Source organism: Mesorhizobium sp. INR15, from assembly GCF_015500075.1.
Classification (GTDB): domain Bacteria; phylum Pseudomonadota; class Alphaproteobacteria; order Rhizobiales; family Rhizobiaceae; genus Mesorhizobium.
The window spans coordinates 1,889,895-1,916,042 of record NZ_CP045496.1; the positions used below are offsets into that span (position 1 = coordinate 1,889,895).

Consider the following 26,148-nt stretch of genomic DNA (forward strand, 5'->3'; position numbering starts at 1 on the left):
TATAGACCCATGCGGGGAACGGAAATGAAAATCGGACCACCGCGAGGCTCATTTTCGAGCTTCCCATTCGGGCGTAACGTGCAACATGCCGAAATCCTGTGACGGCACGCCGCTATCGTGCGGCGCGGCCTTTGTTCCGCCACCCGAGGCGCGTTCATAGACTTTTCACGTATTTTACCGGCACGAAGGAGTTCACATGGCTGCAACCGCAGTTCTGGTCTGGTACTTGGTAATCGCCGGCCCCCAGGGCGGCATGGTGGTGCTGCCTAGCACCTTCGACAAGCGCGAGCAGTGCACCGCCGCTATTACCGAATATCAGAAGCAGCCGACACCCGCCGGCTGGTCCATACAGTGCGTGCCGAGCGCATCGCCCTTCACCGACAATGGATCAGCCGAATAGCTCCGTTGTCGCTTGCCGGCTTAAAGTGGCGGCTAGTAGAACCCGCTGCCAACTGGTGAGCGCCAGCGGGCCTTTTTGCGGTCATAAATTAGTCTGTCGGCTTCGGCCTATCCACCCATGTCCCCCCGACCACATCGCGGCCGTAAGGATACTCAAGCCAGTCATTCAACTCTTGTAAAGTGAAGACCGCAGGCGTGCGTATCCAAGCTTTCGACGGGGAGACGCGGTGATGCGCATACGACGAAGGCCGCATGATTGGCACACGCGCGTTGGCGCGGCGGGCTCTATAATTGGCGTGAAGGTCAGGCGGCCTGCCGATCGGAAGTCAGTGGCCGAGACGCAAGCCGATCTCACGTGTTTCAAAATCAAGCAGCAGACTGTTCTTCTCGAAGTATCGGATGCCGATGATGTTGTGGTCGAGCCCAGGAACGCTCTCTACCTCGGGATTGTATGTGGTCGTGAAGTTCCAATCCTCCTGGCCTTCAGTTTTTACCAAGACTTTCGTGCCGGTATTCAATGACGTGCGCGGCTTTGAGGCGCCGGTTACGGCCATAATCGTCGAGTTGCCGGTGTCGTAGAGCGTTGGCCGGCAAATGGGTTCCGATCCCCATGAGATACAGGAGTCGAGTGTAGGAAAGTTGTATCGCGAACTGGCTTCTTTCCACCTTTGCACCCTGAAGTCCCTTTTCACATCCTTCGGCACGCCGATGTGGAGCGCCTCTACTTGTGGACAATTGGCGGCCTCGTTCGTGCATACCTTCCATTTGACGCCGATCGGCGAGAGGTAGTAGCCCCTGTCCAGGCCGGGCCCAACACTCACTACCGAAAGCGGTGACTTGATCATCCCGCCCGGTCCCCCTCCGCCAACTGGCGAGATGCCGAAAATGCCTTTGGGCCAAAGCGGGCCACCAACGATTTCTCCGGTACTGCGCCTGACTACTTTGTAGCGGATGAGGAATGGGATTGACGTGTCGGTGGAGACCGGAGAGCCCGGCGAACCGAAAGTCACACGAGCGTAGGCAATGTTGCCATAGTCGTCGTAAGTTGCGTACGTCATAATCACTTTTTGGGTGCTGATCGTTATCCCGTCTATCTTCTGGTCCTTGGTAATCTTTATTCCTGTGTCTGAGCAGATATCGTCTGGAAGCACCGATTTGCAATCAATCGTTATGCCGCTCGATCCGGTATCGAGCAACAGCGGCTGGTTCACTGCGTGATCGCCGAGCGAAAGGACCTTCACATAAAGCATGCGAACGTTCTTCGGCCTTCCGGGGTACTCCAGTTTGGTCAGAGGTACAGTCGAAGGGCGTTCATCTCCGGACCGGGCCGGGTGCATTGTGGTGCCAAGCGCCAGGGCAATTACAATCAGACGCGCAAAGCATTGCAAATGAATCCCCAATGCATCCCTCCGGCAGAGCTAAACTGTGGAAGGAAAGCTAGTTTTCCGGCACACGACTGTAAAGCTATTGATCGGACGATTGGGCAGCTCATATGATATTCATCGAGGAGGAGTTCGACCTCCTCGATGCCTTCATCGGTGAAGGCCCAAGATTCCGTCGTCATCGTTGGCGCCGTTCACCCAGATGACACCGTCCTCGGGCTCGAGGCCGAGGGTCAGGTCCTGGATGAGCGCTTCGCTGACGCCGAGGTCCCTGGCGATACGTTCGACGGTGTAGACGTAATGCACCTTATTGCGCTGCATGATCAGGCCGCCGCTGGTTGGGTCCGCAGTTTTGCGGATCTCCAATTCCACGGCAGCAAATCATCGATCCGCTGTGCTGGGTGGGCTGCGATGCGCGCCAGGATATCGGCGAGCCAGGCCAAGGGTCGATGTCATTCAACTTGGCGCTGACGATCAGGCTGTAAAGAACGGCAGCGCGCTGTCCGCCGCGATCGGAACCGCAGAACAGCCAGGACGGCGTGGCGTTGGGCCGGCGACAGGCCGTTGATCGCGCGCTCGATATCGAACAGGGCATCGATGCGCTTCACGGCTTCAACCGCTAGCGGGTAGACCAGGTTGTGCTTCTCGCCGCGCGCCTTCTTGCGGGCCGCCGCTTCGATATCGGCCAGCTCGAACACTTTGCGCCGGCTGTGGGCCCAACAACTGGCTGCCAGAATAGGCGCCGGCTGACGACCCGTCGCATAGAGATCGCCATAACTGCCAAAGGCATCGGCCTGCAGAATGCCGCTCCAGCCGGCGAGATGCGCCGCGGGATGTTCCCCTCGCCAAACGCTCCTGCCACCGCAAGGCCTGTGTCGCCGTGGCGCGCAAGCTGGCGGTGATTATGCACGTTGTGGAGCGAAGGAACGTTCTATGTTGGCGATCTCGTCGCGAGCCGAAGCGATGCCGCCCGACGCGCTCATCGTAGGAATCGCAGGCTGTTGGGAGCGCATCGATGAACTGTGCAGCGGAAGTTGAAACGCATGGCGTCGGTACGCCTGCGCGCGCCATTTGATACGAGGGATGCTTTCCGGCGGATGAGGACCGATGCAGACCAGGAACGACGCAACGCACGTTATCTTATGGGATGGCCCGCCCCTCCGGTTCCAGACAATCTGTCAGTCCGTGTCAGAAGGAGAAAGGGAAATGAACATCACCGTACTCGGAATCGATCTCGGAAAGACGCTCTGCAGCCTGGTCGGCCTCGACCGCGAAGGAGCGGTCGTGTTGCGTCGTCGGATGCGCCGGTCGTCCCTTGCTGCATTCGTCGAAAAGCAACCGCGCTGCATCATTGGCATGGGGGCGTGCTGCGGGGCGCACCATCTCGCTCGTCAGTTTGCCTCGCTTGGACACGATGTCCGGCTGATGCCGCCAGAGTATGTGAAACCGTACGTGAGGTCGCACAAGAACGATGATCGCGATGCGGAGGCAATCGCCGAGGCGGCGACACGACCGACCATGCGCTTCGTGCCGATCAAGTCGGAAGAGCAACTCGATGTGCAAACTTTGCACCGTGCGCGCGAACGGCTGGTCGGCACCCGGACGGCCCTGATCAATCAACTGCGGGGTGTGTTGTTCGATCGCGGCATTGTCATCGCCAAGGGACGGCCAAAGCTGAACCTGTGGCTGCGCGAGAACGTGCTGGACTGCACGATCCTAACCACCAGGATGCAGCAGCTCGGTCATGACATGGTCGACGAACTGCACGCGCTCGATCATCGGATCAAGCAGCTCGACCAGGAGTTCGAAGCGCTCGCCAAAAGCGATGAACGAGCCAGTCTCCTGCGCAGTGTGCCAGGCATTGGGGCGCTCAACGCAACGGCGCTGGGAGCAGCGGTCGGCGACGTGTCGGCCTTTGCGAAGGGGCGTGACTTCGCCGCTTGGTTGGGGCTTGTTTCGCGTCAGATCACGACCGGCGGCAAGCCGCGCCTGACGGGGATCAGCAAGCGCGGGAGCACTTACATGCGCGTGCTGTTGATCCATGGCGCGCGAGCGGCATTGCCATATCTGGCGCGAATGGACACCCAGCTCGGCGCCTGGCTGCGGGCACTGCTACAGCGCGCCAAGCGCAATGTGGTGGTCGTTGCGCTTGCCAACAAGCTGGCCCGGATCGCCTGGGCCGTGATGTCAAAGCAACGCCCCTATGAAGCCGTAAAGGCCTCGAATGGGTAACGAGTTGGTCGAGCGGGCGTGTCCCGGCAACTGCTCGGCCGCATGAAGTCTGCGGGAGGATGTACATAGAGATGGCCCAACGGTTGATCGGCGTTCGGCAAACCTGTCGACAGGCAGCGGCCCTTTCGAGGCCGAGTATCTTGTTAGGAGCCGAGCGCGCGAATCTCCATCTTGGCAGGGCGCCCAAAGCGCCGAGGCCGGATACATTGGTGCAGACCGGGTGTGCCTCTCAAAACATTCCGCTTGCAGACGGGGCGGGCCATACATTGCCTGCGGCCGCGCCGATCGGAAGACGACCGGACCGCGCTCGATTGCCTGTGACGCTGCTCCGTCAGTGCGATGGAAAAGTGCGCCGCGGCGGATCGAGCGCTGCAACGCTGCAGTCCAAACATCCCGTCGCAGAGCGCGGAGGACTGCACGGCGCATCGGAACTCGACGCCAGAACACCGGGTCGTGGCGTAGAGAACAGATTCGTATATTATCGTAGCGACAAGGAGAAACGACGATGGATGCCAAGTCTCGTAGAGCACAACCGATTAGGATGGCAAGATAAAAGTCCGCACATTGTGCGCCGGCCGGTCGGTTGTTTTTGTTGTAATTTTCGTCATTTATCGCACATTGAGAGTTTCCGCTGCAGCGTGCGATTCTATAGTAAATTGTTGATTTGTTGTGAGAATTTACAAGTTGCGAGGCGTACCCGCTCTCCAATACCGGGTTCGCCGCTTGTCCTTAAACGTCTGCACTTGAGCCCGTCTGCTTGTCGGGGTTTGGCTGAAATGGCGGAGGTTACCAAAAAGCGTTCGTGCGACGTCCGACAATCGAGCCCCGATCGAGCCCCGATGGGTTTGCCGGACAGTTGAAATGCGACGTTTTCTGGACACGCAAACGGCGGAACAGGCGGCTCGGTGCTTGGTTCTGAGCGATGTCGAACAAACGGTCGTTTTCTGGACAGGCTTTACAGGCTGCTTCTACGGCAAGACAGGCTGTCTGAGACTAAGATGGAGGATCCGCGCCGAGTCATTCGCTGCCAATCACATAAATTTGATTGTGGATACACGAGTTGAGGCGACCTCGTGTTGTATCGCTCAAATCAAAGGCGAGTATCGATAAGCAATTCTGCTCGGGGGAATCATGAACAGATCTCTTGTTGGCGCAGCTTTTCTTGCCGCTGGTGTATTCGCCGTGGATACATCTTTCATTTCTTATATTAGCGGAGGCGCGGGGATCGCGGCGCTTGCACAGGAGAGCCAAGGCTCTTCGGCGAATACAAGTAGCCCCACCAGCGGCTTCGGTAACGCTGGTGCGGCGCTGGGAGCAGGCGGGCAGGCTGTGGGCAGCACCACATCGTCGAGTTCGTCGCCTCAGCAGGCGCCGTCGATAGGAGGCTCTAGCGCTGCACAGGACAGCGACAACCCTGACGCTGCGGCCAAGGTTGGCGCGCAGCCGGCCGCCGCCAAAACCACCGATGCCCAGCCGGCGGATGCCAAGGCCAGCACGGAAGCGGCCAAGACGACGGATACGCAAGCAGCGCCGGAGGCGCAAACAGCAGCGACCGCTACAACTCCGACCAGCGGCGATCCCGAAGCGATCGGCACGCCGAAAGTTGACCTGCCCAAGGCAGCGGGCAATGGCAATCTCGGCTACTCCATCGGCGTCGATGTTCCAGCCTTCCATGGTATCGAACCGCAGATCGCGCTGAACTACAATTCGTCGCGCAAGACCAAGCTTGGCGGCCTCTACCAGGGCTGGCTGGGTTATGCCTGGGGGCTCGATGGTTTCGATGTCATCGAGCGGTCAAGTCCCGGCTATGGCATGCCGGTCTTCGATGCCAGCGACATCTATTTGCTCGATGGCCAGGCGATGGTCACTTGCGTTGCCGGCATGGTGTCGCCATCGTGTTCGACCGGCGGCACGCATGCGACGGAGAATGAATCCTATCGCCGCATTGCGCTCAACAGCAGCACCAATGAATGGAAGGTGACGGATCGCGACGGCACCGTCTCGACATTCCGCTCGGTGGCGGCGGTTGCCAATCTGACACCGACCGCCGGCACGCCGGCCTATGACCTGGCGATGAGCTATCGTTGGCTCGTGACCTCGGTTACCGACACCAATGGCAACAGCGTTGCCTACACCTACACTTGCCCGGCGAGCCCGACCTGCTATCCCGACAGCGTCAGCTACAACGGCACGGTGGTAAAATTCTACTACGAGACCCGTCCGGACATGATCCTGATGGGCAACGGCCGCGATATCTCCGAGACCAGCAAGCGCATCAAGACGATCGGCGTCACGGTCAGCGGTGTCGTGCGCGGCGCCTACAAACTGACCTACGACCAGGCGCCGTTCTCCAACACCTCGCGGCTCACCCAGATCACCCGCTATGGCACCGATGCCGCCATCGCCGGTGACGGCACCGTTACAGGCGGCACCGCCAAGATCCTCGGCCAGATGGCCTATCAGAACACCGATGGGGTTTATACGACTGTCAGCGGCGCGCCTCCCAGTAATGCACCAAAGCTAGTGGGCGACCTGGACTTTGACGGCCGGGACGAGATGTACGGGGTGACAACCCAGAGCACCTACAACGGCGGTGGTCACAACGGCACGCCCAGTACGAGCTACACGCGCTCAGAATCTGTTTTAAAATTCACCACAACCGGATCGCTGTCCGCCACGAACAAGATTGGAGTTGTCGGATGGAACGCCCCCTCTGGGCAAGCCGACAATCCCCCGGGCCTTTTCGTCGGACCGGGCCGCTTCCTTGCGACAAAGAACACAATGGATTTCGCGGTATCCGCGACGAAGTCCGAAATCAACGGAGCAACAGGTCATACTACTAGCACCACGACCACGTCGATCGTTAAGACCGATGCCTCTTTGGCGTTGACCAAGGTTGCATGCTCGCCGTCGGCACCTACAGGCTACGAAGTAGTTTGTAATGCTTTGTCCACCAATGCGATAGTCACGGACGCTGACGGGACGGGAGTTGATGCGGTAAACGCCAAAGGCTATACTTACTACGTCCACGGGGTTGGCGATTTCCTCGGCAACGGCCACCAGCAGCCACTCTACTGGGGGCCCAGTGGAACGTCGACGAAGGGGGTGCTTTCTAACGGCAGTTGGCAACCGGGCGGGACCTCGTTCGGCATTGCATGCTCCACGGGCGCCTATTCAGGGGGGCCTGGCAGTTGCGCGCTGGCCGATATCAACGGCGACGGTGCGACGGACGTCGTCATTTATAACGGCAGCAACGGCAACACTCAGGTCTGGCTTTCGACCGGGGCCGGCTTCAAGGGCTACACGGTTTCTCCGATGGCGGGTACATCTGCTGTCGTGCGTGACTTCGACAACAGCGGCAAGGCTTCTGTCATCACGATTGGTGGTCCCAATATCCCCGGGTCAGGGCCTCGAACCGGTCCGGTGCGGGTTTTCTCTTTGCGGCCATCATCGACCGCGCTTACGCCAGTTGAGTTCACGCTGCCGGTGCCGCTGACGGCCGGCACAGTGATCGGCGATTTCAACGGCGATGGGCTGCCGGACTTTACCGACTACACCAACATGTTCATCTCGAACGCCGGCACAGGCAACCCGAACCTGCTTCGAAGTGTGGTGACGGAACTGGGTGGCACGGTCGCGGCGGAATATGCGCCATCGTCGACGTGGGTGAACAATTACCTGCCGCAAGTGGTGCATGCGGTATCAAAGCTGTCGGTCGGTGACGGGCGCGGCCAGACGGCGGTGTCGAGCTACACCTATGCTGGCGGCATCTACGATCCCGCGGCGCGCAAGTTTTTGGGTTTTGCCTCGATCGTGGAGACAAAACCGCTGGCCAATGGCGAGATGGCGGCACCGACGGTGACGACCACCTACCGGCAGGATCTGGCGAGCTATGGCCTGCCGTCGCTGACGGTGTGGAAGGATGGTGCCGGTGTTGTTCACAAGCAGGTGGCCGAGACCTATGCGGTCAACACGGCGACAAAACCCTACACCGTTCAGAACACGGCAACGGGCACGACCCTGACCGAGAATATCTCGCTGACTACCCGGGTCGAGCGTGGTTTCGACGCTTACAACAACATCACCAGCCTCAAGGACTATGGCCGCACCGATGTCAGCGGCGACGAGACCTGGACCACGCGCTACTTCGCGCCCAACACCACCGCCTACATCGTGTCGTTGCCGAGCAGCCAGACAATACGGTCCGGCCTCGACGCCAGCTTCCCTTATATCGGCTATGACGAGACCTATTACGACGGCAACGCTGGCGCCAACGCGACGGCGCCGACCAAGGGCAACATTACGCGCAAGCGCAGCTTCGCGGATTATTACGGCTCACCGCAAAAGGAGGTGAACCAGTATTTTGCCTACGATACCTATGGCAACAAGATCTCAGCGACCGACGGCGTAGGCGACAAGACCGAGTGGGATTTTGACGCTACCTATCACCTGTACCCGGTGACGCAGCGCTCACCTCGCTACTTTGCCACCGGCGGCCAGGCAGCCGACACGCGCTTTGTCTCGAGCGCCACCTACAATCCAGTCTGTGGGCTGCCCTCGACCAAGACCGACCTCAACGGCGTCGTGAAGACCTTTGCCTATGATGCCTACTGCCGGCCCTGGCAGGTCTCACAAAGCGTGACTGGCGCCTATGCCAAGACGCGCTTCGAGAACGAGGGCAATCCGGCAACCCAGGCGCTGGTCAAATACACACCGCTGCCGAATGGCGCCAGCGGGGGGGCGGTCGAGGATTTTACCCGTTCCTATTACGACGGGCTTGGCCGGGTCTATCGGGTGGAAACGCCTGGAGAGACGGCCGCCGGCCCGACGCGCATTGCCGACGCCGACTATGACCCGCGCGGCAATGTGCTGCGGACCGCCTTCCCGCGCTTTGTCGGCGACACTGCGCAATGGGCCACCAACAGCTATGACTGGGCCGACCGGCTGGTGAAGACGGTCTTTGCCGATGCCAGCCAGACGATTTTTGCCCACAGCCTCGACAGCGGCACCGGCACCAATCCTCGGCTGTTCGCAGTGACCGAGACGGACCAGATCAACGCAACGACGACGCGTCAGTCCAAGAGCGTGTCCTCGACACGCGGCGATGTCGTGCAGGTGGTTCGCGATCTCGGTGGCCTCGCCCTGACGGAAGGCCGCACCTACGACGTTCTCGGCCGCCTGATCGGGGTCAGCGATCCCGGTGGCTCGACCTGGGCCTACAGCTACGACATGCTCGGCAACCGGCTGTCGGCGTCGGATCCCGATCTCGGCACCTGGTCCTACATCTATGACGGCGCCAACCGGCTGATCAGCCAGACCGATGCGCGCAGCACGGTCACGGCACTCAGCTATGATCAGATGGACCGGCTGATCTTGAAGACGGCAACCGCATCTGGCGGCAGTCCAGTGACGCTGACGCAGAACACCTATGACGAGGCGGCATCTGGCTTTTATAACATCGGCCAGCTGACCACTTCCACCAACCCTGCTGCCACGCAGAGCTTCAGATATGACGGCTTTGGTAAGATCGCCCGACAGGATGTCACCATCGCCGGGCTGACCCACACCACGACGAGTGTGCGCGATGCCTCTGGTCAGACACTGGCGACACAATACCTGCCGGTGCAGCTCGACTTCGGCACGGTGGCCGCACCGCTGCAATACACCACAGGCAACAAGCTCGCCTCGGCTCCCGGCTTCATCACCTCGACCCTCTATGAGGCCGATGGGCAGACAAAAGAAATCAACTACTCGAATGGCGTCAAAACGTCCTTTACCTACTCGCCAACCCGGCGCTGGGTGACGCGTGTCACCACGGCCAGGGGCGCCACCGTGCTGCTGGACGATCAGTATGCTCGTGACAGCCTTGGCCGCATCACCGGCACCACGGGGCTCACGGCTTCCGACAGCTGGACCTACATCTATGACAATGCCGATCGGCTGACATCAAGCAGCAACCTGGGCGACACCACGCTGAGTGAGAGCTTTGTCTATGCCACCAATGACAACATGACCTCGCGCACCCGTGTCGCCGGCACATACACATACCCCGCATCAACAGCGCCAAGGCCGCATACACCGACATCGGTCGGCGCCAACGCCATGGCTTATGACGCCAATGGCAATCTCACATCGGACGGCAGCCGCACGCTCACTTGGGACGAGGCCAACCGGCTGAAGACCGTCAGTCTCGCCTCCAACACCGTCAACCTCACCTACGGCCCTGACGGTGCGCGTGTTAAAAAGGCGTCATCCTTCGCCACCACGCTCTATCCCGACGCCAATGTCGAGATCGATCCGGCAACGCCGGGCGCGGAAATCTACACCAGATATCCGCATCCCGACATCAAGGTCACCGGCACGGCCAAATTCTTCCTACACAGGGATCACCTGGCTTCGGTGCGGATGGTCACCGATGCCTCGGGCGCCATCGTCGAGCAGACCAATTACGCTAGCTACGGCGAACGCCTCAACTCCGGCTTCCAGACGCAAAAGTCCTACATCGGCGAGCGCTTCGATCCAGAGACCGGGCTGCTCTATCTCAATGCCAGGTACATGGATCCCGTGCTCGGACGGTTCGTTCCGCCAGATCAGCAAGGCGAACAGGACGCCGGGGAGTCGCAGCCGTGAATGCCGCCCGCACATTGGTGCTGGCTGAGGATTCGGCGGCCTGGCTGGTGGTCCTTGCCCTGCTGATGGTGCTCGCGGGATTGCACCCATCGGCGGCGGAAGAGTTGGTCCCGTTGGTCCCGTCGAACCCGGCAACCTTTGTCCGCGCCCTGCTCGATGCGCCGGAAGCCGAAATGAATTTTGGCCGGGCGAAGCTGGCGGTCGACAAGTTCGTCGATCCCTCAATCGATGATATCGCCGCCCTTGCCGAGATCGGCAGCATGGTCGTTACGGTCAACAAAATGATCGCGACATTGCCGCCCGATGCCGCTTCGACCAGCATGGAGAGGGTGAAGGCGCTGCGCGCCTTCCTCTACAAGGGCGGCTGGTGGAACAATGGCCGACCGTTCGAATACGACCTCTCTGATCCCTACGGCCAGAAACCCGGGTCGCAGTCGCTGGTCAACTACCTGGCGACGCGAAAGGGCAATTGTGTCTCGATGCCCGCTTTGTTCATCATCCTCGGGCAGCGGCTTGGTCTCAATGTAACGCTGTCGACGGCGCCGCTGCATGTGTTCGTCAAGTTCACCGACGACGCGACTGGCAAGACCTGGAATCTCGAGACGACCAGCGGCGCCGGTTTTACGCGCGACGCCTGGTATCGGCAAAAGCTTGAGATGACCGACGAAGCAATCTCCAATGGCGTCTATCTCAAGACGCTGTCGCAGCGCGAGGCGCTGTCGATTGTTGCGACACCGGTCCTCGACAGTCTGATCGCCACCGGCCGCTACGAGGAAGCGATCGCGGTAGCCGATGTGCTGATCGAAGCCTATCCGGCCAACGCCTACACGCTGGTGAAGAAGGGCACGGCCTATTACCGGCTGCTCGATACCACCATCATCGAGAAATATCCGAAGCAGAGCGACATTCCTGCAGACAGGATAGCTTACGCGAATGAGCTCTACCAGGCCAACAGGCAGGCCTTCGCCAAAGCCGAAGCGCTCGGCTGGCGAGAGCCGAAGTTGAATTGACGTGACGGACAAATTGCTGGGCAGGGGGATGTGATGGGATCTATCAGCAACAGGGTTTTTCAACGGTTAATCGCCGTGGTGCTGGCCATCTCCATGGTGGTTGCTGGCACAGCCGGGGTCTATGCGTCTGCGGCGTTTGGGGTGCATCAGCTGGCCCAGAAGGTCCGCTCCGATGTACAGACTGTGCGGTTTATCTCACCCGACGGCTGGGATCCGACTCTGCCCGGTGTTGGCACTAATCGATACGCATATGCTCAGAACGATCCCATCAATAGGAGCGACCAGAACGGACACTTCTTTATCGTCGACGATGCGATTGAAGCGACGATTGTCCTAGGACTCATGCTAGCGATGACTGCAACAAAACCTGTCGAACCGACCGGGTACGCAGGTCTGACTGAAGAGCAACGACAGGAGATACAGGATCGAACCGCTGCACTGGTTGCGCAGGGCCTGAGCCAAGCTGAAGCCGTACAAAGAGCCACAGACGACGTCCGCTCCACATCGATCCGCTCTGCTCGACAACAGACCATGCGCGAGAATCGAGCGATCGGTCGAATGGCTGAAATTGCAGCGCGACAAGCATTTGAAGACCGAGCCGGCGCAAAGGCTACGACGCAAGTTTCATTCCGCGATCCAGAAACAGGCGCCTGGGCAAAACTGGACGCTGTTGTTTATGATCAGTCGACACGTACCTTGAGTGTCGATGAAGCTAAAGCCAACAAAGCCAAGTTAAGTAAAAGTCAAGAAGTTGTGATGGCCGCGATTAAGGATGGCACCGCTGTTCCATTCGGAAAGAAGGCTGAAGAGGCGGGATTGGAAAGTGGGGATCCCGTCAAAAATCAAGCTGACAAAATCAGCGTTACCAAAACAACCGTAGACACGGGCAGTGGCAAGATTGACACTACCCCGTACCCGTGACATCAAAAAATGGAAACACCTAACGTGATAAACGCAGAAAAGATCCGAGACAAGGTAACGGACGCTTTGCGATCTCGCTTCGACAACAGATTATTTAATGCAAATAGTAAAAGAATCCATGTATCGTCGCCCGACAATATGACTGATTTCGCAGTTGAAATTGGAATACAGGCCGATCGCCGGTATGAGGAGTATGAATGCTATCTGACTGCGACTATAAAGTGGAAGAAATTTTCGAAATTGTATAAGAATTTTGACATTTGGTATCATAAAGACAAAGAAGAATTTCGTCCGAAATCAAATAAAATTTTTTGTGTTGCATCGTTTGATAATATCGTTGATGGCTTTTCTGCGAAAGGGAGGGCCCCCTTTATTGTTTCATCAGAGGAAGATATTGATGCATTTATTGCTCGGTGTTTGGACGACCTCCAAGGAGAGGTCGGGGTTTGGATTAGGAGGTGGTTTAGTTGGGAGACTGCCGTGGATGTATTGGATGTAAACAAAAAAATTTGCGGAGCTTGGAGAGACATAGCTTACTATTGTCTGCTTGATCAGGCATACGGTCGCGAATATGCATGCAAATGGATCGCAGCAATCGATTCTGCCGGTATGCCCAAATTGTTGGGCGCCCAGATTGACTGGATAAGACTGAATTTGTGCGCGTAGCATGGCTGCGATACGGATTTTTTAACTTCGATGCGCGGCCCGGAATCGGAAGGTCGATCCTTCATGCCCTAGACTAGTCTAGGACGTAGCCAGCGTGTCGTATCGGGTTGCGATGCGACGGAATTGCTTGGCCTTGTTGAAGAAGCGTTCGACGAGGTTGCGCGACTTGTACAGGAAGGGGCTGAAGCAGATCGCGTCCTTGCGCGGTTGGCCTTGGGCGGAATGTTGGCCCATGCCTTTCGCTCGGCGACAGCATTGCGCAAGGCGTTCGCATCATAGCCCTTGTCGACGAGAAGCATGGCACCCTCCGGCAATTCCTTGATCAAGTCCGCTGCGGAGGCGATGTCACTCATCTGGCCTGCCGTGAGCGTCAGCTTGATCGGCCTGCCTTGGGCGTCGACAAGAGCATGGATTTTGGTTCTCAGCCCGCCTCGGGAACGACCGAGACAATGATCTCGATCCCCCTTTTTGTCGTCGCGCCCTGCTGATGCACGCGAACAATGGAGGTGTCGATCATCTGCAACGTGCCGTCATGGGCTTTGGTGACGGCATCCATGAGGCGGTCCCACACATCTGCTTTCCGCCATCGGACGAAGCGATTGTAGCAGGTGGTGCGCAGGCCGTATCGTTCGGGCAGATCGCGCATGGCGCACCCGATCTCAGCACCCTGAAGATCCCACGCAGCACCCTGCGGTCGTCAACGCGCAGCACTCCTCGCGGCTTGTCGGGCAATAGAAGCTCGATCGCGCGCCATTCGAAGTCAGTCAGGTCATATCGGCTCGTGCGGAGCCTGAATCATAAAACGGCGTGGTATGGAAATAAATTGCGGGCGGTCAACGACTCTTACAGCCGGACGGCCATTGCCTTTGTCTCATCCCGTCGTGTGCTGTCCGAACCAATGCCACTTCGAATGATGGGCATTTTGGCGGGTCCAATTTGATAAACAAAAATTATCAAACAAAATCAGCTACATCTGGCGGAGGAAGTGGGCATGGTCTTTCAGGTCAAAGCGCACCGACCTGCCATCGTCGAATGCGCACGTTCATAGTCTGTGTGCTGATCTCTTCGATCACACCAAGCGTGCCGTTCTCGACGCCAAGCCCACGCTCGTTGCGCAGGAACATGACACGGTCACCGCTGGCGAAAGTTCTAGCACCGCGTTCCACATCCACTTGAACATCGTCGCCGAGATCGCCGGCGGCGCGCATGGCCGAGAAGTCATGACTGCGTTCGATCCGTTCGTCGCGCAGCCGCGAGGCCGAGCGGTAGGCGGCCGACGCCACGGCGCTGCTCCCTGCCTTGCGGCCAATGACCTTGACGTCAAGATGATAGATCGCCATCGCGACCAGATCATTTGCACGGCAAAGCGCATGTCGGCACGACGTATAAGCGCGCCCCCCCCTCGAAAAATTCTCGGGAGCGATCATCCCTTCCAGGACCGTCCCGGCAACCTTGCAGCATTGTGCCGGGTGCTCGATTATCATCGCTCCATCAACAGCTTATGGAAACGATGATGCGCAAACATGGGCTAATCGCGGCGCGACTCACGATCCATTCCGTCGGGACGGCGGATGGTGAAGGTGGTTGCTCCTCGATAGAATCGGAAGCGGGCCCACGATTGGCGCCGGGCCCAAATATCGGACGGAGGGCAACCATGGAGCAGTATGTCGGCCTTGATGTTTCCTTGAAAGACACCGCAATTTCGATCCGCCAGGATGGTGAGCGGATTTCGCGTGGAAAATGTCCTTCTGACCCTCAGATACTGGCGCAAGTGATCCGCAAGCATGCACCGCACGCCAGCCGCGTCGTCTTCGAGACAGGGCCATTGGTAACTTGGTTCTATCACACGTTGGCGGCTAAAGGTCTGCCTGCGATCTGCATCGAATAAATTTCAAATCGCGATCAATTTGTCGGGAATATTGCGATAAATTTTGTTTATAGAGACTGTTCGATAGTTTATTTACCACAGGTGCATTTTGATCCCTTTACTCCTAAAGACTTCATGCCTCGACCTGATCGCACTATCCGAACGCACCGCAACGGCCTGTCCGCTTCATCTTGCCAGATGATTGGGATTCGAGCGGCGTCCCGCATGGCGCACGTTCGGCCACCTAAAGGTTTGCCGCACTGCACCAAACGGCCCCACCATTAACCCTGTGGATAGACCGGAAGCAACTCCAACAATCCCGGCGAGGCCCTCCAAGAACACCTAGACTGACGCTCTAGGGGAATCGAGTGGATGTGGATCAATTCGAGTAATCGCGTGGTGTTGTGCACGTTGCTGGCAATCTCCGGCTGCACGTCGACGCCGGGCAAGGATTTTTTTACCGAGACCGTCGAGAGCCTGCACGCCAAGAACTCGCCTTTGCGGGCGGGCTATACAGGACCCGGCGCTGTCACCTCGGCCTCCGATCAGGCGCAACGCTTCAACGGCGCGCAGTATCAGGGCTCGGGCCAGTTTGTGTCGTCCGCCGCCCCTGTTGCCCAGGTTACCGACACCGGGGCAGGCCAGTACGAGCTCAACCTCGTCAATGCACCGGTCGCAGACGCCGCAAAGGCCGTGCTGGGCGATGCCTTGCATGTCAATTATGTCGTCGATCCGCGCGTGCAGGGCACGGTCACCTTGCAGACATCGAAACCGGTGTCGAAGGATGCACTGTCGGACATACTGGAATCGGCACTTGCCGTGAACAGTGCCGGGATCGTCAAACGCGGCGGCACCTATCAGATCGTCCCACTTTCGGAGACGCTGTCGAGCACGCCTTCGGTCAGCGTGCCGTCGGTCACGCCGTCGGGGCCAGGCGTCAAAGTGCAGGTGCTGCAACTGCAATACATCGCCGCCGACGAAATGAAGACCATTCTCGAGCCGATCACCAGGCAAGGCTCGGTATTGCGGGTCGATTCGACGCGGAACCTGATCACCGTCGCCGGCAACAATACCGATCTCGACGCCATTCGCGAAGCGGTGTCGGTGTTCGATGTCGACTGGATGCGCGGCATGTCGGTAGCGCTGCATCCGCTGAAAGCCTCCAAGCCGTCGGCGGTGGCGACCGAACTCGATTCAATCTTCGGCACTAAGGAGGGGCCTGGCGCCAAGCTCATCCAGTTCATTCCCAACGACCGCCTGAACTCGGTGCTGGTCATCACCTCGCGCCCGGCCTATCTCGCGCGCGCCGCGACCTGGATCGCCAAGCTGGACAGGCTGGCCGAGACCAATGAGGATCAGCTGTTCGTCTACCAGATCCAGAACCGCCCGGCTAAGGAACTGGCCGAGGTCCTGAGCTCGGTTCTCGGCACCACGGTCAAGACCAAAGGGGGCTCATCCGGCTCCAACGTCTCGCCTGACCAGACGCCGATCACCATGCAATCCGACGGCGTGACGCCGGCGCCGCTGACCGGGCCTTCGCCCGCCGAAGAACTGGCACCCGACGGGCAGCCCAAGCCGCATGCGACGGTGGTCGCCGATGTCGAAAACAACTCGCTGCTGATCCAGACCACGTCGCGCGACTACGAGCGCATCGAGCAAATCCTGACCAAGGTCGACGTTCTGCCAACGCAAGTCATGCTGGAAGCCGTCATCGCCGAAGTCACGCTCAACGACGATTTGAAATACGGCCTGCGATGGTTCTTCGAGAATGGCGGGACCAAGGTGTCGCTGTCTGATGTCGCGAAGGGTGCCGCCGCTGCCGCTCTCCCCGGCTTCAACTGGAGCTACGCCACTGACAATATCCAGGTGACGCTGAGCGCGTTGTCGAAGGTCACCGACGTCAACGTCATTTCGGCGCCAACGATCATGGCCCTGAACAACCAGAAAGCGATATTGCAGGTTGGTGACCAGGTGCCGATCCTCACCCAGCAATCGCAGGGCACTTCGAATGGCGCCGCACCGATCATAAATTCGGTGCAGATGAAGGATACAGGCGTCATCCTGACGGTGACGCCACGCATCAACGCCGCCGGCCGGGTTATGCTCGACATCCAGCAGGAAGTCAGCAACGTGACGACGACGACGAGTTCCGACATCAATTCGCCGACGATTCAGCAGCGCAAGATCCAGACGCGTGTGCTCGTCAATGATGGCGAGAGCCTAGCATTAGGTGGTCTTATACAGCAGAACAACAGTGTCGACCGCAGCCAGGTGCCGATCCTTGGCGATATCCCGATTATCGGCAACGCCTTCAAGCAGAAGGATGATGGCATCAAACGAACCGAGCTGATCATCTTCATCCGGCCGCATGTCGTGCGCGATATCAACGAGGCCCGCGAAGTGACCGAGGAATTCCGGGGCAAGATCAGCCTGCAGACGCCAATCCAGAAGCGGCGGGGTGGCACTCCCCTGCAGCAGGATTTGAAGCGGCTGGCCTACTGACCATGGAAGCAGATGTCCCGATCCTGATTGTTGCCGGTCTGGTTCTGGCGGCCATTCTCGTCGGCATAACCGTCGTCGACTTCAGGCGCATGGTGATCCCGGATTTTCTCAATCTGGCCTTGGCCGCCGGCGGGCTTGGCTTTCAATTGCTGGTGCGGCGCGACAATGCGCCGATACAGATCCTGGCCGCCGTGTCGACGCTGGCTGTTTTCTGGGCTCTGCGGCACGGCCACTTTCTGCTCACCGGCAGGATCGGGCTCGGCCTTGGCGACGTCAAAATGCTGGCCGCCGCCGCTCTGTGGATCAGTCCGCTGCTGTTGCCGGTGCTGCTGTTCATCGCCAGCGCCGCCGCGCTTCTGTTCATCGGGGGACAAGTCGTTGCCGCGGGACCGGCGGCAGCGCGGTCGCGTGTGCCGTTCGGTCCTTTCATTGCCATCGGGCTGGGCTGCAGCTTCGTGCTCGAGCAATTTGTTGGACTAACCCTGGGAGTGCTGTGATGCACATTTTCCGTCGCATTGGCTCGGCCGATAACAAGCAGGGTGGACCCAACGACCGCGAGGCCGGCTTCACGCTGGTCGAGCTTCTGGTCGTGCTCGCCATCATCGCTCTGATCGCGACGCTGGTCGCGCCGCAAGTGCTGCGGTATCTTGGCTCGGCCCGCACCAGCGCGGCCAAGGCGCAGATCAGGAACATTGAGAGCGCCCTCGAGCTCTATTATGTCGACAATGCCAAATACCCGTCCGATGACGAAGGGCTCAAAGCTTTGGTGACGGCACCGCCAGGTGACACGCAATGGAACGGGCCTTATCTGAAGACAACCAGCGGCCTCAATGATCCCTGGGGCAGGCCTTATGTCTACCAACTGAAGCCCGATGCGAGCGGCGTTGTGATCCGTACGTATGGCCGCGATGGCAAACCCGACGGGACGGGCGAGGATCAGGACGTCACCAACTGAGGCATGTCGCCAAAAAACGGCATTGAGACGGCAAAAGTCGCGAGGTCACGTGTGAGAACGCGCGTCAGTTTTCCGATTGTGCCTGCGGGCTTGCGAGGCTCAGTCGCGCGAAGCCGTTGGATGCATAGGTCGCGCCGTCCCGGGCGACCGAAATCCTGAAGCGAATGGCGCTCGGTAGCTGGCGATTGAGTTTCCAGTCCGCCGACCATGACCCCTTCGAACCATCAAGATATTCGAACTGCAAGCCGGTGACGCCGCCGATCAACGGTACGGTCCGGCTGTCGACCTCACCACCGGCGCTGCTTCCCCGACGCAGGTTCTGGACGATGGACAAAAGGCCGTCATCGGTGGGCAGGATCGTGACTTCCCGAAGAGCGGAGGAGCCGAAGCTGATCGCCATGATGCCGTTGAACTGCAACTGATTGGGCTGGCCACTGAAATAGATCACGTCGTCAGGTGTCGATTGCGTCAGCGGCAGAGCCTCGGCATTGCCCAGCGTGGCTTCGAGAAACCGTGTCGCGGCATCCACCTCCATCTGCATCTGGGTGGCATTGCTGATGCGCATCATGGTCCGGGCCTGACCGAGGAAGACGACCATCAATGCCGAAATCACGCCGACGAGCGCGAGCCCCACCAGCACGTCGATGAGGGCAAAACCTTCAACCCCGGGACGTGTGGAAACTGGTCGCGGGTAGGCGGCAGCCCTCGCGCCGGCTCTCGTGAACTGGCGAGATGACGGTAGCCGTGCGATGTCGGCCGCGTGAAAAAGGAAGCCGTTCATTGCGGGTTCTGCTGTCTGGCTGGCAAGAAAGTGAGAAACGATCCGCTTGTCCCCGCACCGCTTTTCTCAATGACGACGGCGGACATCTTTGCCTTCGCCACATCGACCGGATACGCCTTGAGTGTCCAGCCCGATTGGGCAATCCCATCCATTTTGGCGGCGCCCTCGGTTCCGGCCTCGCCATTGTATTCCGCCATGATGGCTCGAATTTTCCGTGCTGCCTCCACCTGTTCCCTGGCCGTCACGATGCTGCGGCTGGCCAGCACGATCGTCTGGCTGGCGATGCCCAGCACCAGGGCAAGAATGGTCATGGCGACGATCATTTCGAGGATCGAGAAGCCGTCTTCACTGGAGCTGTTGGTCGGCATCATGGCTTCATCCGTCGGCTGGCGAGGCCGGTCAGCCAGTTCACTTCGATGCGCGCTGTCTGTGCTGCTCGCTGCAAATCGATTTCCAGGCCCGACGAACTGCCGTCGGGAAGAAATGTCAAAACCGCCTGATGCCCATCCAACATGGTTTCGCGGCCGGTCGTCACCCTCAATTTCACGTCCTCGGGCAGATTGAGCACATGCCTGTCGTCGAAACGGATTGTCCGGCCGCTTGCGTCGATGACAATTCGCTGCGGCCTGGCCGTGGCGATGGCCAAGGTGCGTGACATGCGGAACCCCGAGACAATCTCGTTTGATGAGGTTTCCAGACTTTCCGACCGGTATCTCTGGACGATGCCGGGCGCCGCGATCGCGGCAACAACGGCCATGATCGCCAGCACGACCAGCATCTCGACCAAAGTGAACCCGGCCTCGTCGTTCTCTCGTTTGGGGACAGACAAGGATGCCGTCACTGCAGCGTCAGATCGTTGATGCTGAGGATCGTGGTCATCACCGAGATGACCAGACTGCCGACGAGAAACCCGAGCGATATGGTCATTGCTGGGGTTAGCAGCTTAAGCAGCGTGTCTATCCGCCGGGTCAGTGCCGTCTGCAGCATCTTTCCCGCACGATCAAGCACGACAGGAAGCGCGTTGGCGTCGTCGCCGAGCGAGATCAGCGATAGCGTGGCATTGTCGAACAGGCCGGCATTGGCGGCGGCGTTGTGAAGCCGGGCACCGTTCGCCACCTCCTCCTCCATGGCGGCGAAACTCGCCCGTAGCGAACTCTGCTGTGAAACATTGGTTGCCAGGCGCAAGGCCTCGCTGATCGTCACGCCATTGCCCAGCAACAGCGAAAGCGTTTCAAGATATCGGGCAAGCACCGCGTTCTTGAACAGGGCACCGACCACCGGCGTTTTCAGCAGCCAGCGCGAAAACGTGCTCTTCGCGGCCGCGGACCTGGAGAGGACGAGATAGCCGAGCAACCCGGACAGGATGATCAGCGGGAAGATGAAGGGGTAATCGTTGAAGACGCTGCCGAAGCCGGAGAGCATCCGCATCGTGAACGGTTTGGGAGCTGCGGACCCCTCGAAAATGGGCTCGAGCGCCGGTACCAGAACCGTGGCCAGGACGACCATGGCTCCACTCATCACCACCAGCAGGAATGCCGGATATGTCAGGGCTTCGACGATCGAGGCACGGCGTTTTGCCTTGGCTTCGAACGTGGCGGCCAGGCGCTGGCATATATAGGCCATCTTGCCGCTGCGTTCGCCGCTGGCCAGCAAGGCGGCGATATCGGGCGTGATACTGGGTAAGGTCAGAAACGCGTCGGCGATGGAGCGTCCGCCGGTGGTGAGGTCCAGCACGGTCTGCAATTGCTGGCGCCTGGTGGCGTTGCCTTCGCCCGAAATGACCGCGCTCAAGGCGCGGTCGATGGTGAAACCGGCATTGAGCAGCACTGAAAGCTCGCCAAACAGCCGGCTGAGATCAACCTGCCGCGTCAGGGTAAAGCTGCCCTTGCCCGGCAGCCTAATCGCGGTCTTTTCGTCGCTGGCGGGTGCAAGATGGTAGGAGCGGCGCCCTTGCTGGGCCAGCTTGCGCGCGGCATCCTGTTTGGTCGGCGCGTCGACGACGCCGTTTTCCCTGGTCCCGTCCACCAGATACGCGCGATAGGCATATGCCGGCATCATCCGCCTCCGTCGAGATCGATGACGCGCCGCACTTCTTCAAGCGTGGTGACCTGACGCCGCACCAGCGTGGCCGCATGCACCGCCATCGGGATCAGGTCGGCTTCTGCCGCCGCCCTGGCGATCTCAAACTCGCTGGCGCCTTCGTCGATAAGGGCGGCAATGCGCGGCGACACTTGCAGCATTTCGTAAGTCACAGTCCGCCCACTATAGCCCGAACCGTTGCAGTTCTTGCAGGGAGCACCGGCGCTGGCGGCGTGGCAAATCGGGCAAACACGGCGCAGCAGCCGCTGGGCGATGACGCCCCGGATCGTCGCGCCAAGCAGATAGCCGTCGACGCCCATGTCGCGCAGGCGCGTCAGCGCGCCCGCCGCGCTGTTGGTGTGCAGTGTTGAAAACACCAGATGGCCGGTCAGTGCCGCCTGGATGGCGATCTGCGCGGTCTCGCGGTCGCGTATCTCGCCAAGCAGAATGATATCGGGATCCTGTCGCAGGATCGAACGGAGCGCCGTCGCGAAGTCGAGGTCGATCGCCGGATTGACCTGCAACTGCGTAATTCCCGCCATTCTGTATTCCACCGGGTCTTCGACGGTGAAGACCTTCACATCGGGCTTGGAGCATTCGGCCAGGATCGAATAGAGCGTCGTCGTCTTGCCGCTGCCGGTTGGGCCGGTGACCAGCACGATGCCGTTGGCGGCCTGCGACATCGCCCTGACCTTGGCTTGCGCGGCGGCGTCATAACCCAGCCGTTCCAGCCGCAGCTCGACGCCGGCCCGGTCGAGAATTCTGAGCACGATGGCTTCGCCATGGATGGACGGAATGACCGAGACGCGTAGGTCGATGTCGCGACCGCGCACCGCGATCCGCATTCTGCCGTCCTGTGGCAGACGCCGTTCGGCGATGTTCAACCGCGACAGGATCTTGATGCGTGTCGAAATGCCCGACAGCATTGCCGAGGGCGCCGTATCCACCGTGGACAGCATGCCGTCATGGCGAAACCGGATGCGGACATGGTCCTCGAGCGGTTCGATGTGGATATCGGTCGCCCTCGCATCGACCGCACGATGGATGGTGTCGGCGACAAAACGCACGATCGGCGCCTCGCGGGCAAAATCCTTCAGCCGTTCCAGATCATCTGTGCCGAAGTCCGAGGGTGTGGCATTGCCACTTTCCAGCGACACGGCTTCCGCCGCCGACCGTTCGAGCCGGTCGATGCATTCGCCGATCATGCGTCGCGGCATGATGCGCAGCGACGGCGTCCTTTCCCAGTGAAAGGCCAGCGCATCGATGGTCTCAGACGAAAAAGGATCCGCGACCGCGACGACCAGCTGGCGCTCGTCCATCTCCAGCGGCAGGACTGCATTCTCCCTGAGATAAGCCAGCGGCACGCTTGCAAGCATCTCCGGGCTGAACTGTTCCGGCACCTCGGCAAGCAACGGCACGTCGAGGAAGCGGCACAGATTGTTGGCGAGGTCCTGTTCGCCGATCAGGCCGAGTTCCGTCATGACCGTGTCGAAGGGGTGCCCCGATGTCCTGGCCGCGCCCATCGCGCGCTGCGCGCTGTGGGCCGTCAGGATCTTCTCGCTCTCAAGGAAGGCGAGGAATTCTTCGATGCGGGAGGACTGGAACGCCGCGTTCATGGTCTAGCTCCACCGTCCCAGAATCTGGGCCACGGCACTGCCGAACAGCGCATCGCAGCCGGCGGTTGGGGCCAACGAGGTCAAGCCGCTGTCGCCGGTCTCAACGGCCGGCATGCGCGAGACCCGCCTGAAGCCGGCAGCGGTCAGCGATGATTTCTCGACGATAAGTCCAGCTTGACCGGCGATGCCAGCCCCGTCGCGTCTGGCCGTGATCTCTATTGTATAGACAGTTCCGCCGCTTTTATCCTGCGCGCCTGCCTCGTCATCATGCGATCCATCAATGACATTTCGAAGCCGTTTCGGCGCCTTGGCGAGCGCGATCGAGCCTTGCTTGAGATCGACAGTGAAGACACCGTAGAGATCGCGCAACGGTATCGATGCGAGCGCGGAAAACTCCTGCAGCTCCGAGACGGATTCGAAGACCGCGAATTTGTTCTGCCGGGGCCCGAGCGAGGATTGCTGCTGGACGCCGGCGGTAAAGGCGTGGGGCGGGCTTCTGAAGGCGATGATGGCCCTGGCGATTTCCTCGGCCCTTTTCGGATCAAAACCGAATGACGCGACCCCTCGCGTCAGCAACGGGTCGCTGGCGGCATTGAGATCGATCAGGCCGCCATGGTCCTGAACACGTAGGTCGAAACTAAAGTGTCCGGCATGACAACGCGCGGGTTCGGCATTCAGCGGTAGCCTTTCGGCACCCGAGCCATCGAACAATTCGCTGGCAACGACATTGACCAGGCCGTCAGCAACCATCGACAGCCGGTCATGCTCGATCTCATTGCTGGCGATCATCAGCCGTGTCCTCGCGTTTAGCGCGAAGGGAGCGACAACCGCTGCGACGATCAGCATGAAAACAAGCACGGCAACCAGTGCGAAGCCTTCGTCGTTGCCGCTGGAGGGATCAATGACCATCGCCACCTCCGGCGGAAGGAGGGGTCAGCTTTGGCGGGTATAACAGAACTCGTGACGACTTGCCGTTCCGTTCGAGGGTCGCCGCGTCCTTCTCGACCCGGGAAACCGTCCAGCCATCGACGGTTTCGCCACTGCCATACCAATTGGCGCTATCGCCGCCCGCGACCTTGAGCAAAACCTTTGCACCGGCGCCGTTTATGCTGACGCCGAGCAGGGACGGCGCGACTATCGGCGCGGCGGCGACAATAGGCTGCGCCAGGGGAACCGGATCCGACGCCACTTGCACCGCTGGAGCCACGTCAGGCAAGGGGACGAATTTTCGTCGTGTCGGGGTGAACAATGGGCGCTCGAATGTCTCGGCAAAGCCATTGCTCTCGGGGGCTATTGCCGCACCCGCGGCGTCCTGCTGCAGTTCGCGGACACTGTGCTGCGCCGAAGCCTTTGTCGGCGAGATGTCGACCGGTGTGTCGTAAAGCATAACATTGGCTAAGCCGAGCGCGGCGGCCGCCGCGGCGAGCCCGAGTGCCGCCACGGCCCGGATCACGGCTTGGCCTCGGGCAGTGTCGCAGCTGAAGTACCCGACTGCAGCGCGCCGTAAAGCAACACTTCGGCGAAAATTTCCGGCGCAACAGTGGGTACTTGTGAAGGGGCCACATTCGTCGCCCGCAACGTGGTCTCGCGGATGAATAGGATCGGCAGTGTCGTTTCGAGACTGAGCATGAAACCGTGCACGCCTTCCAGAGTCCCCGAAACATTGGCGCGCAGGCCGAGATAGGCGACGCCGTCCTCATTGAGCACGGGCGCATTGCCGGCCGACAGCACTGTCACACCGTTGGAGGCGGCAATGGCGTTCAACCGGGTTTGCAGCGTGCCGCGTATGACCGCCTCGCTCTCGCCGGACAGGAACTCGCCATCGGTGGTGCCGGCAACCGGCGCCGCCGAGGCCTCGATAGTCTTGGCCAGCGCCACCACGGCCTCGATCTGCCCCAGCGTCGCGCGTTTTTCCTCGATGTCGGCACTGGCCGAGGCAACGGTGCCGAGTGCTGCGAACACGATCCAGCCAACCAGCAAAACACACATTGCCGCGATCGCCAGCGCGACCGAGCGGCGGACCAGCAGGCGGCTGTTGAGGATTGCCGTCAGCATCGCTCAACCATCCCCGACCTTGGCAGTGATGGTGAAGCGCTCGCCGGTCTGCCCGGGGACCCTCACCACCGGCGACGAGAATTCAGGCGCGGAAAACAAGGGCGAGGCATCGATGGGCTGGATCAGGTCGGCGGCCGAGGCCGCGAAGCCGGTGATTGTGATCTGGTTGCCCTTGGACGCGAGATCGGTCACCCAGGCACTGTCGGGCAACAGACGCGTGAGTTCAGCCAGGATGCGAACCACCGAGACAGTACTTTTCTTCTCAGCGCGCAGCTTTTCCGTCTGCTCCAACTCCGTCTGACGCTTCTGCAGCGAGGCCCGCGCTTTCTTGGCCTGAACCTGTGCAGTGGTAATTTCGTCGTCGAGCGCGCTTTCGGCCTGCCATGTGCGCCATTGTGCATGCCCATACGTGGCGGCAAGGCCGATGAGCAGGGCGACGGAGGCCGTGATCCAGGCGCGCCGGGCAAAGCGGGCACGGTCCCGGGCAGGCCAGATCGCGGCCAGGCTAAGGCAGTCTGTTGGCGATGTCAGCTGCGCGCCAGTGATGGTCAGCGTGGAGAGATTGGCGCCGACCACCCGGATGGCGTCCAGTGCCGGCGCCAGCGTCTTTTTCTTGACCACACGGTAGGAACAGCCGCCATCGCCATCGCCGGTAAAGACGATATGAACCAACGACGGATCGATCGGCGTCGAGGCCATCAGGTCGAGCTCGGCCATGTCGCGCGCCTGCCGCAGCGGCAGCCGCCGAGCCGCGAGCTGCCGGGTCAGGGCAAGTGTGCTGTCGAGCTGGATCGCGACGGTGGGATGCCTGCGCCCGGTTCGCAGTTGTGCGGCGATCTCGTCGCCGGTCGCATCGAGCACCAGCGGCCGCGACTGGAACTCCGGCCCGCCCGCCGCATGCACGCGGATGCCGTCATCGGCAATGCCGATGGTCCAGTCCGACGGTTTTGGCTGTTTTGATGTGGAGATAAGGCTCAACCAGACGGCGCGTAATTCATCGCACCACCAGTCGAACCCATCCAGGACCTGTGATTTGTACGTCGCCACAACAGC

At 60.1% G+C, this 26,148-nt stretch carries 20 protein-coding genes and 5 pseudogenes; 11 read left to right on the forward strand and 14 right to left on the reverse strand.

From position 1 onward, the window contains the following. Positions 1-196 precede the first annotated feature (196 nt). Positions 197-400, forward strand: a complete 204-nt coding sequence (locus GA829_RS09155; RefSeq protein ID WP_195178190.1) for a hypothetical protein — start codon at positions 197-199, stop codon at positions 398-400. A gap of 325 nt (positions 401-725) precedes the next feature. Here the strand turns inward: GA829_RS09155 and GA829_RS09160 are convergent, their stop codons facing one another. From GA829_RS09160 to GA829_RS09170, 3 genes and pseudogenes are all read right to left on the reverse strand, one after another. Beyond that, the gene (locus tag GA829_RS09160) at positions 726-1,649 is read right to left on the reverse strand and encodes a pepsin/retropepsin-like aspartic protease family protein (protein ID WP_195178191.1); all 924 of its coding nucleotides are present in this window, start codon (positions 1,647-1,649) and stop codon (positions 726-728) included. Between the two features lie 282 nt (positions 1,650-1,931). Then, the gene (locus tag GA829_RS09165; RefSeq protein ID WP_258052382.1) at positions 1,932-2,153 is read right to left on the reverse strand and encodes a hypothetical protein; all 222 of its coding nucleotides are present in this window, start codon (positions 2,151-2,153) and stop codon (positions 1,932-1,934) included. After that, positions 2,105-2,626 (reverse strand): annotated as a pseudogene (locus tag GA829_RS09170) (transposase domain-containing protein); the annotation flags it as partial. The pseudogene GA829_RS09170 and the gene GA829_RS09165, both read right to left, overlap by 49 nt. Between GA829_RS09170 and GA829_RS09175 the strand changes: the two are divergent. The 6 genes and pseudogenes from GA829_RS09175 to GA829_RS09200 all read left to right on the forward strand — a co-directional run. Continuing rightward, a pseudogene (locus GA829_RS09175) lies at positions 2,623-2,800 on the forward strand (IS110 family transposase); the annotation flags it as partial. The pseudogenes GA829_RS09170 and GA829_RS09175 overlap by 4 nt on opposite strands. Positions 2,801-2,987: 187 nt before the next feature. Then, positions 2,988-4,013 carry an IS110 family RNA-guided transposase gene (locus tag GA829_RS09180; protein WP_195179579.1) on the forward strand — a complete coding sequence of 342 codons (1,026 nt, stop codon included), beginning with the start codon at positions 2,988-2,990 and terminating at the stop codon, positions 4,011-4,013. A gap of 1,329 nt (positions 4,014-5,342) precedes the next feature. Then, the gene (locus tag GA829_RS09185; RefSeq protein ID WP_195178192.1) at positions 5,343-10,643 is read left to right on the forward strand and encodes a toxin TcdB middle/N-terminal domain-containing protein; all 5,301 of its coding nucleotides are present in this window, start codon (positions 5,343-5,345) and stop codon (positions 10,641-10,643) included. After that, on the forward strand, positions 10,640-11,653 hold the full coding sequence (locus GA829_RS09190; RefSeq protein ID WP_258052240.1) for a transglutaminase family protein: 1,014 nt from the start codon (positions 10,640-10,642) through the stop codon (positions 11,651-11,653). The genes GA829_RS09185 and GA829_RS09190 overlap by 4 nt, the downstream gene beginning before the upstream one ends. A 33-nt stretch (positions 11,654-11,686) precedes the next feature. Beyond that, positions 11,687-12,574 carry a hypothetical protein gene (locus GA829_RS09195; RefSeq protein WP_195178193.1) on the forward strand — a complete coding sequence of 296 codons (888 nt, stop codon included), beginning with the start codon at positions 11,687-11,689 and terminating at the stop codon, positions 12,572-12,574. 9 nt (positions 12,575-12,583) lie between these two features. Beyond that, complete coding sequence (locus tag GA829_RS09200; RefSeq protein ID WP_195178194.1) at positions 12,584-13,240, forward strand: hypothetical protein; 657 nt, start codon at positions 12,584-12,586, stop codon at positions 13,238-13,240. A gap of 78 nt (positions 13,241-13,318) precedes the next feature. On the opposite strand, the pseudogene GA829_RS36595 reads toward GA829_RS09200, so the two are convergent. Together GA829_RS36595 and GA829_RS37480 are read right to left on the reverse strand one after the other, a co-directional pair. Continuing rightward, positions 13,319-14,008 (reverse strand): annotated as a pseudogene (locus tag GA829_RS36595) (IS5 family transposase). 223 nt (positions 14,009-14,231) lie between these two features. Beyond that, positions 14,232-14,448, reverse strand: a pseudogene (locus GA829_RS37480) (hypothetical protein); the annotation flags it as partial. 446 nt (positions 14,449-14,894) lie between these two features. Here GA829_RS37480 and GA829_RS09220 point away from each other — a divergent pair. From GA829_RS09220 to gspG, 4 genes and pseudogenes are all read left to right on the forward strand, one after another. Then, positions 14,895-15,125, forward strand: a pseudogene (locus GA829_RS09220) (IS110 family transposase); the annotation flags it as partial. Between the two features lie 354 nt (positions 15,126-15,479). Then, on the forward strand, positions 15,480-17,609 hold the full coding sequence (gspD, locus tag GA829_RS09225; protein ID WP_195178195.1) for a type II secretion system secretin GspD: 2,130 nt from the start codon (positions 15,480-15,482) through the stop codon (positions 17,607-17,609). Positions 17,610-17,611: 2 nt separating this feature from the next. After that, the gene (locus tag GA829_RS09230; RefSeq protein WP_195178196.1) at positions 17,612-18,106 is read left to right on the forward strand and encodes a prepilin peptidase; all 495 of its coding nucleotides are present in this window, start codon (positions 17,612-17,614) and stop codon (positions 18,104-18,106) included. Further along, on the forward strand, positions 18,106-18,564 hold the full coding sequence (gene gspG / locus GA829_RS09235) for a type II secretion system major pseudopilin GspG (RefSeq protein ID WP_195178197.1): 459 nt from the start codon (positions 18,106-18,108) through the stop codon (positions 18,562-18,564). Before GA829_RS09230 ends, gspG begins: the two co-directional genes overlap by 1 nt. Before the next feature lie 64 nt (positions 18,565-18,628). On the opposite strand, the gene GA829_RS09240 is transcribed toward gspG, so the two are convergent. The 9 genes from GA829_RS09240 to GA829_RS09280 are packed head-to-tail and all read right to left on the reverse strand — an operon-like array spanning position 18,629 to position 26,142. Then, positions 18,629-19,345 carry a general secretion pathway protein GspJ gene (locus GA829_RS09240; protein WP_258052241.1) on the reverse strand — a complete coding sequence of 239 codons (717 nt, stop codon included), beginning with the start codon at positions 19,343-19,345 and terminating at the stop codon, positions 18,629-18,631. Continuing rightward, complete coding sequence (locus GA829_RS09245; protein ID WP_195178198.1) at positions 19,342-19,716, reverse strand: PulJ/GspJ family protein; 375 nt, start codon at positions 19,714-19,716, stop codon at positions 19,342-19,344. The genes GA829_RS09240 and GA829_RS09245 overlap by 4 nt, the downstream gene beginning before the upstream one ends. After that, complete coding sequence (locus tag GA829_RS09250) at positions 19,713-20,174, reverse strand: GspH/FimT family pseudopilin (protein ID WP_258052242.1); 462 nt, start codon at positions 20,172-20,174, stop codon at positions 19,713-19,715. The genes GA829_RS09245 and GA829_RS09250 overlap by 4 nt, the downstream gene beginning before the upstream one ends. 8 nt (positions 20,175-20,182) lie before the next feature. Next, positions 20,183-21,400: a type II secretion system F family protein gene (locus GA829_RS09255; RefSeq protein ID WP_195178200.1), complete on the reverse strand. Its 1,218-nt coding sequence runs from the start codon at positions 21,398-21,400 to the stop codon at positions 20,183-20,185. Continuing rightward, positions 21,400-23,040: a GspE/PulE family protein gene (locus GA829_RS09260; protein ID WP_195178201.1), complete on the reverse strand. Its 1,641-nt coding sequence runs from the start codon at positions 23,038-23,040 to the stop codon at positions 21,400-21,402. The genes GA829_RS09255 and GA829_RS09260 overlap by 1 nt, the downstream gene beginning before the upstream one ends. 3 nt (positions 23,041-23,043) lie before the next feature. Further along, positions 23,044-23,949 (reverse strand): general secretion pathway protein GspK, encoded by a 906-nt coding sequence (locus GA829_RS09265; RefSeq protein ID WP_195178202.1) that lies wholly within the window; start codon positions 23,947-23,949, stop codon positions 23,044-23,046. Further along, positions 23,939-24,493, reverse strand: coding sequence for a hypothetical protein (locus GA829_RS09270; protein WP_195178203.1), 555 nt, complete (start codon positions 24,491-24,493; stop codon positions 23,939-23,941). The genes GA829_RS09265 and GA829_RS09270 overlap by 11 nt, the downstream gene beginning before the upstream one ends. Beyond that, positions 24,490-25,095, reverse strand: coding sequence for a type II secretion system protein GspM (gene gspM / locus GA829_RS09275; RefSeq protein ID WP_195178204.1), 606 nt, complete (start codon positions 25,093-25,095; stop codon positions 24,490-24,492). Before gspM ends, GA829_RS09270 begins: the two co-directional genes overlap by 4 nt. Before the next feature lie 3 nt (positions 25,096-25,098). Further along, complete coding sequence (locus tag GA829_RS09280) at positions 25,099-26,142, reverse strand: PilN domain-containing protein (protein WP_195178205.1); 1,044 nt, start codon at positions 26,140-26,142, stop codon at positions 25,099-25,101. Between the last annotated feature and the right edge of the window lie 6 nt (positions 26,143-26,148).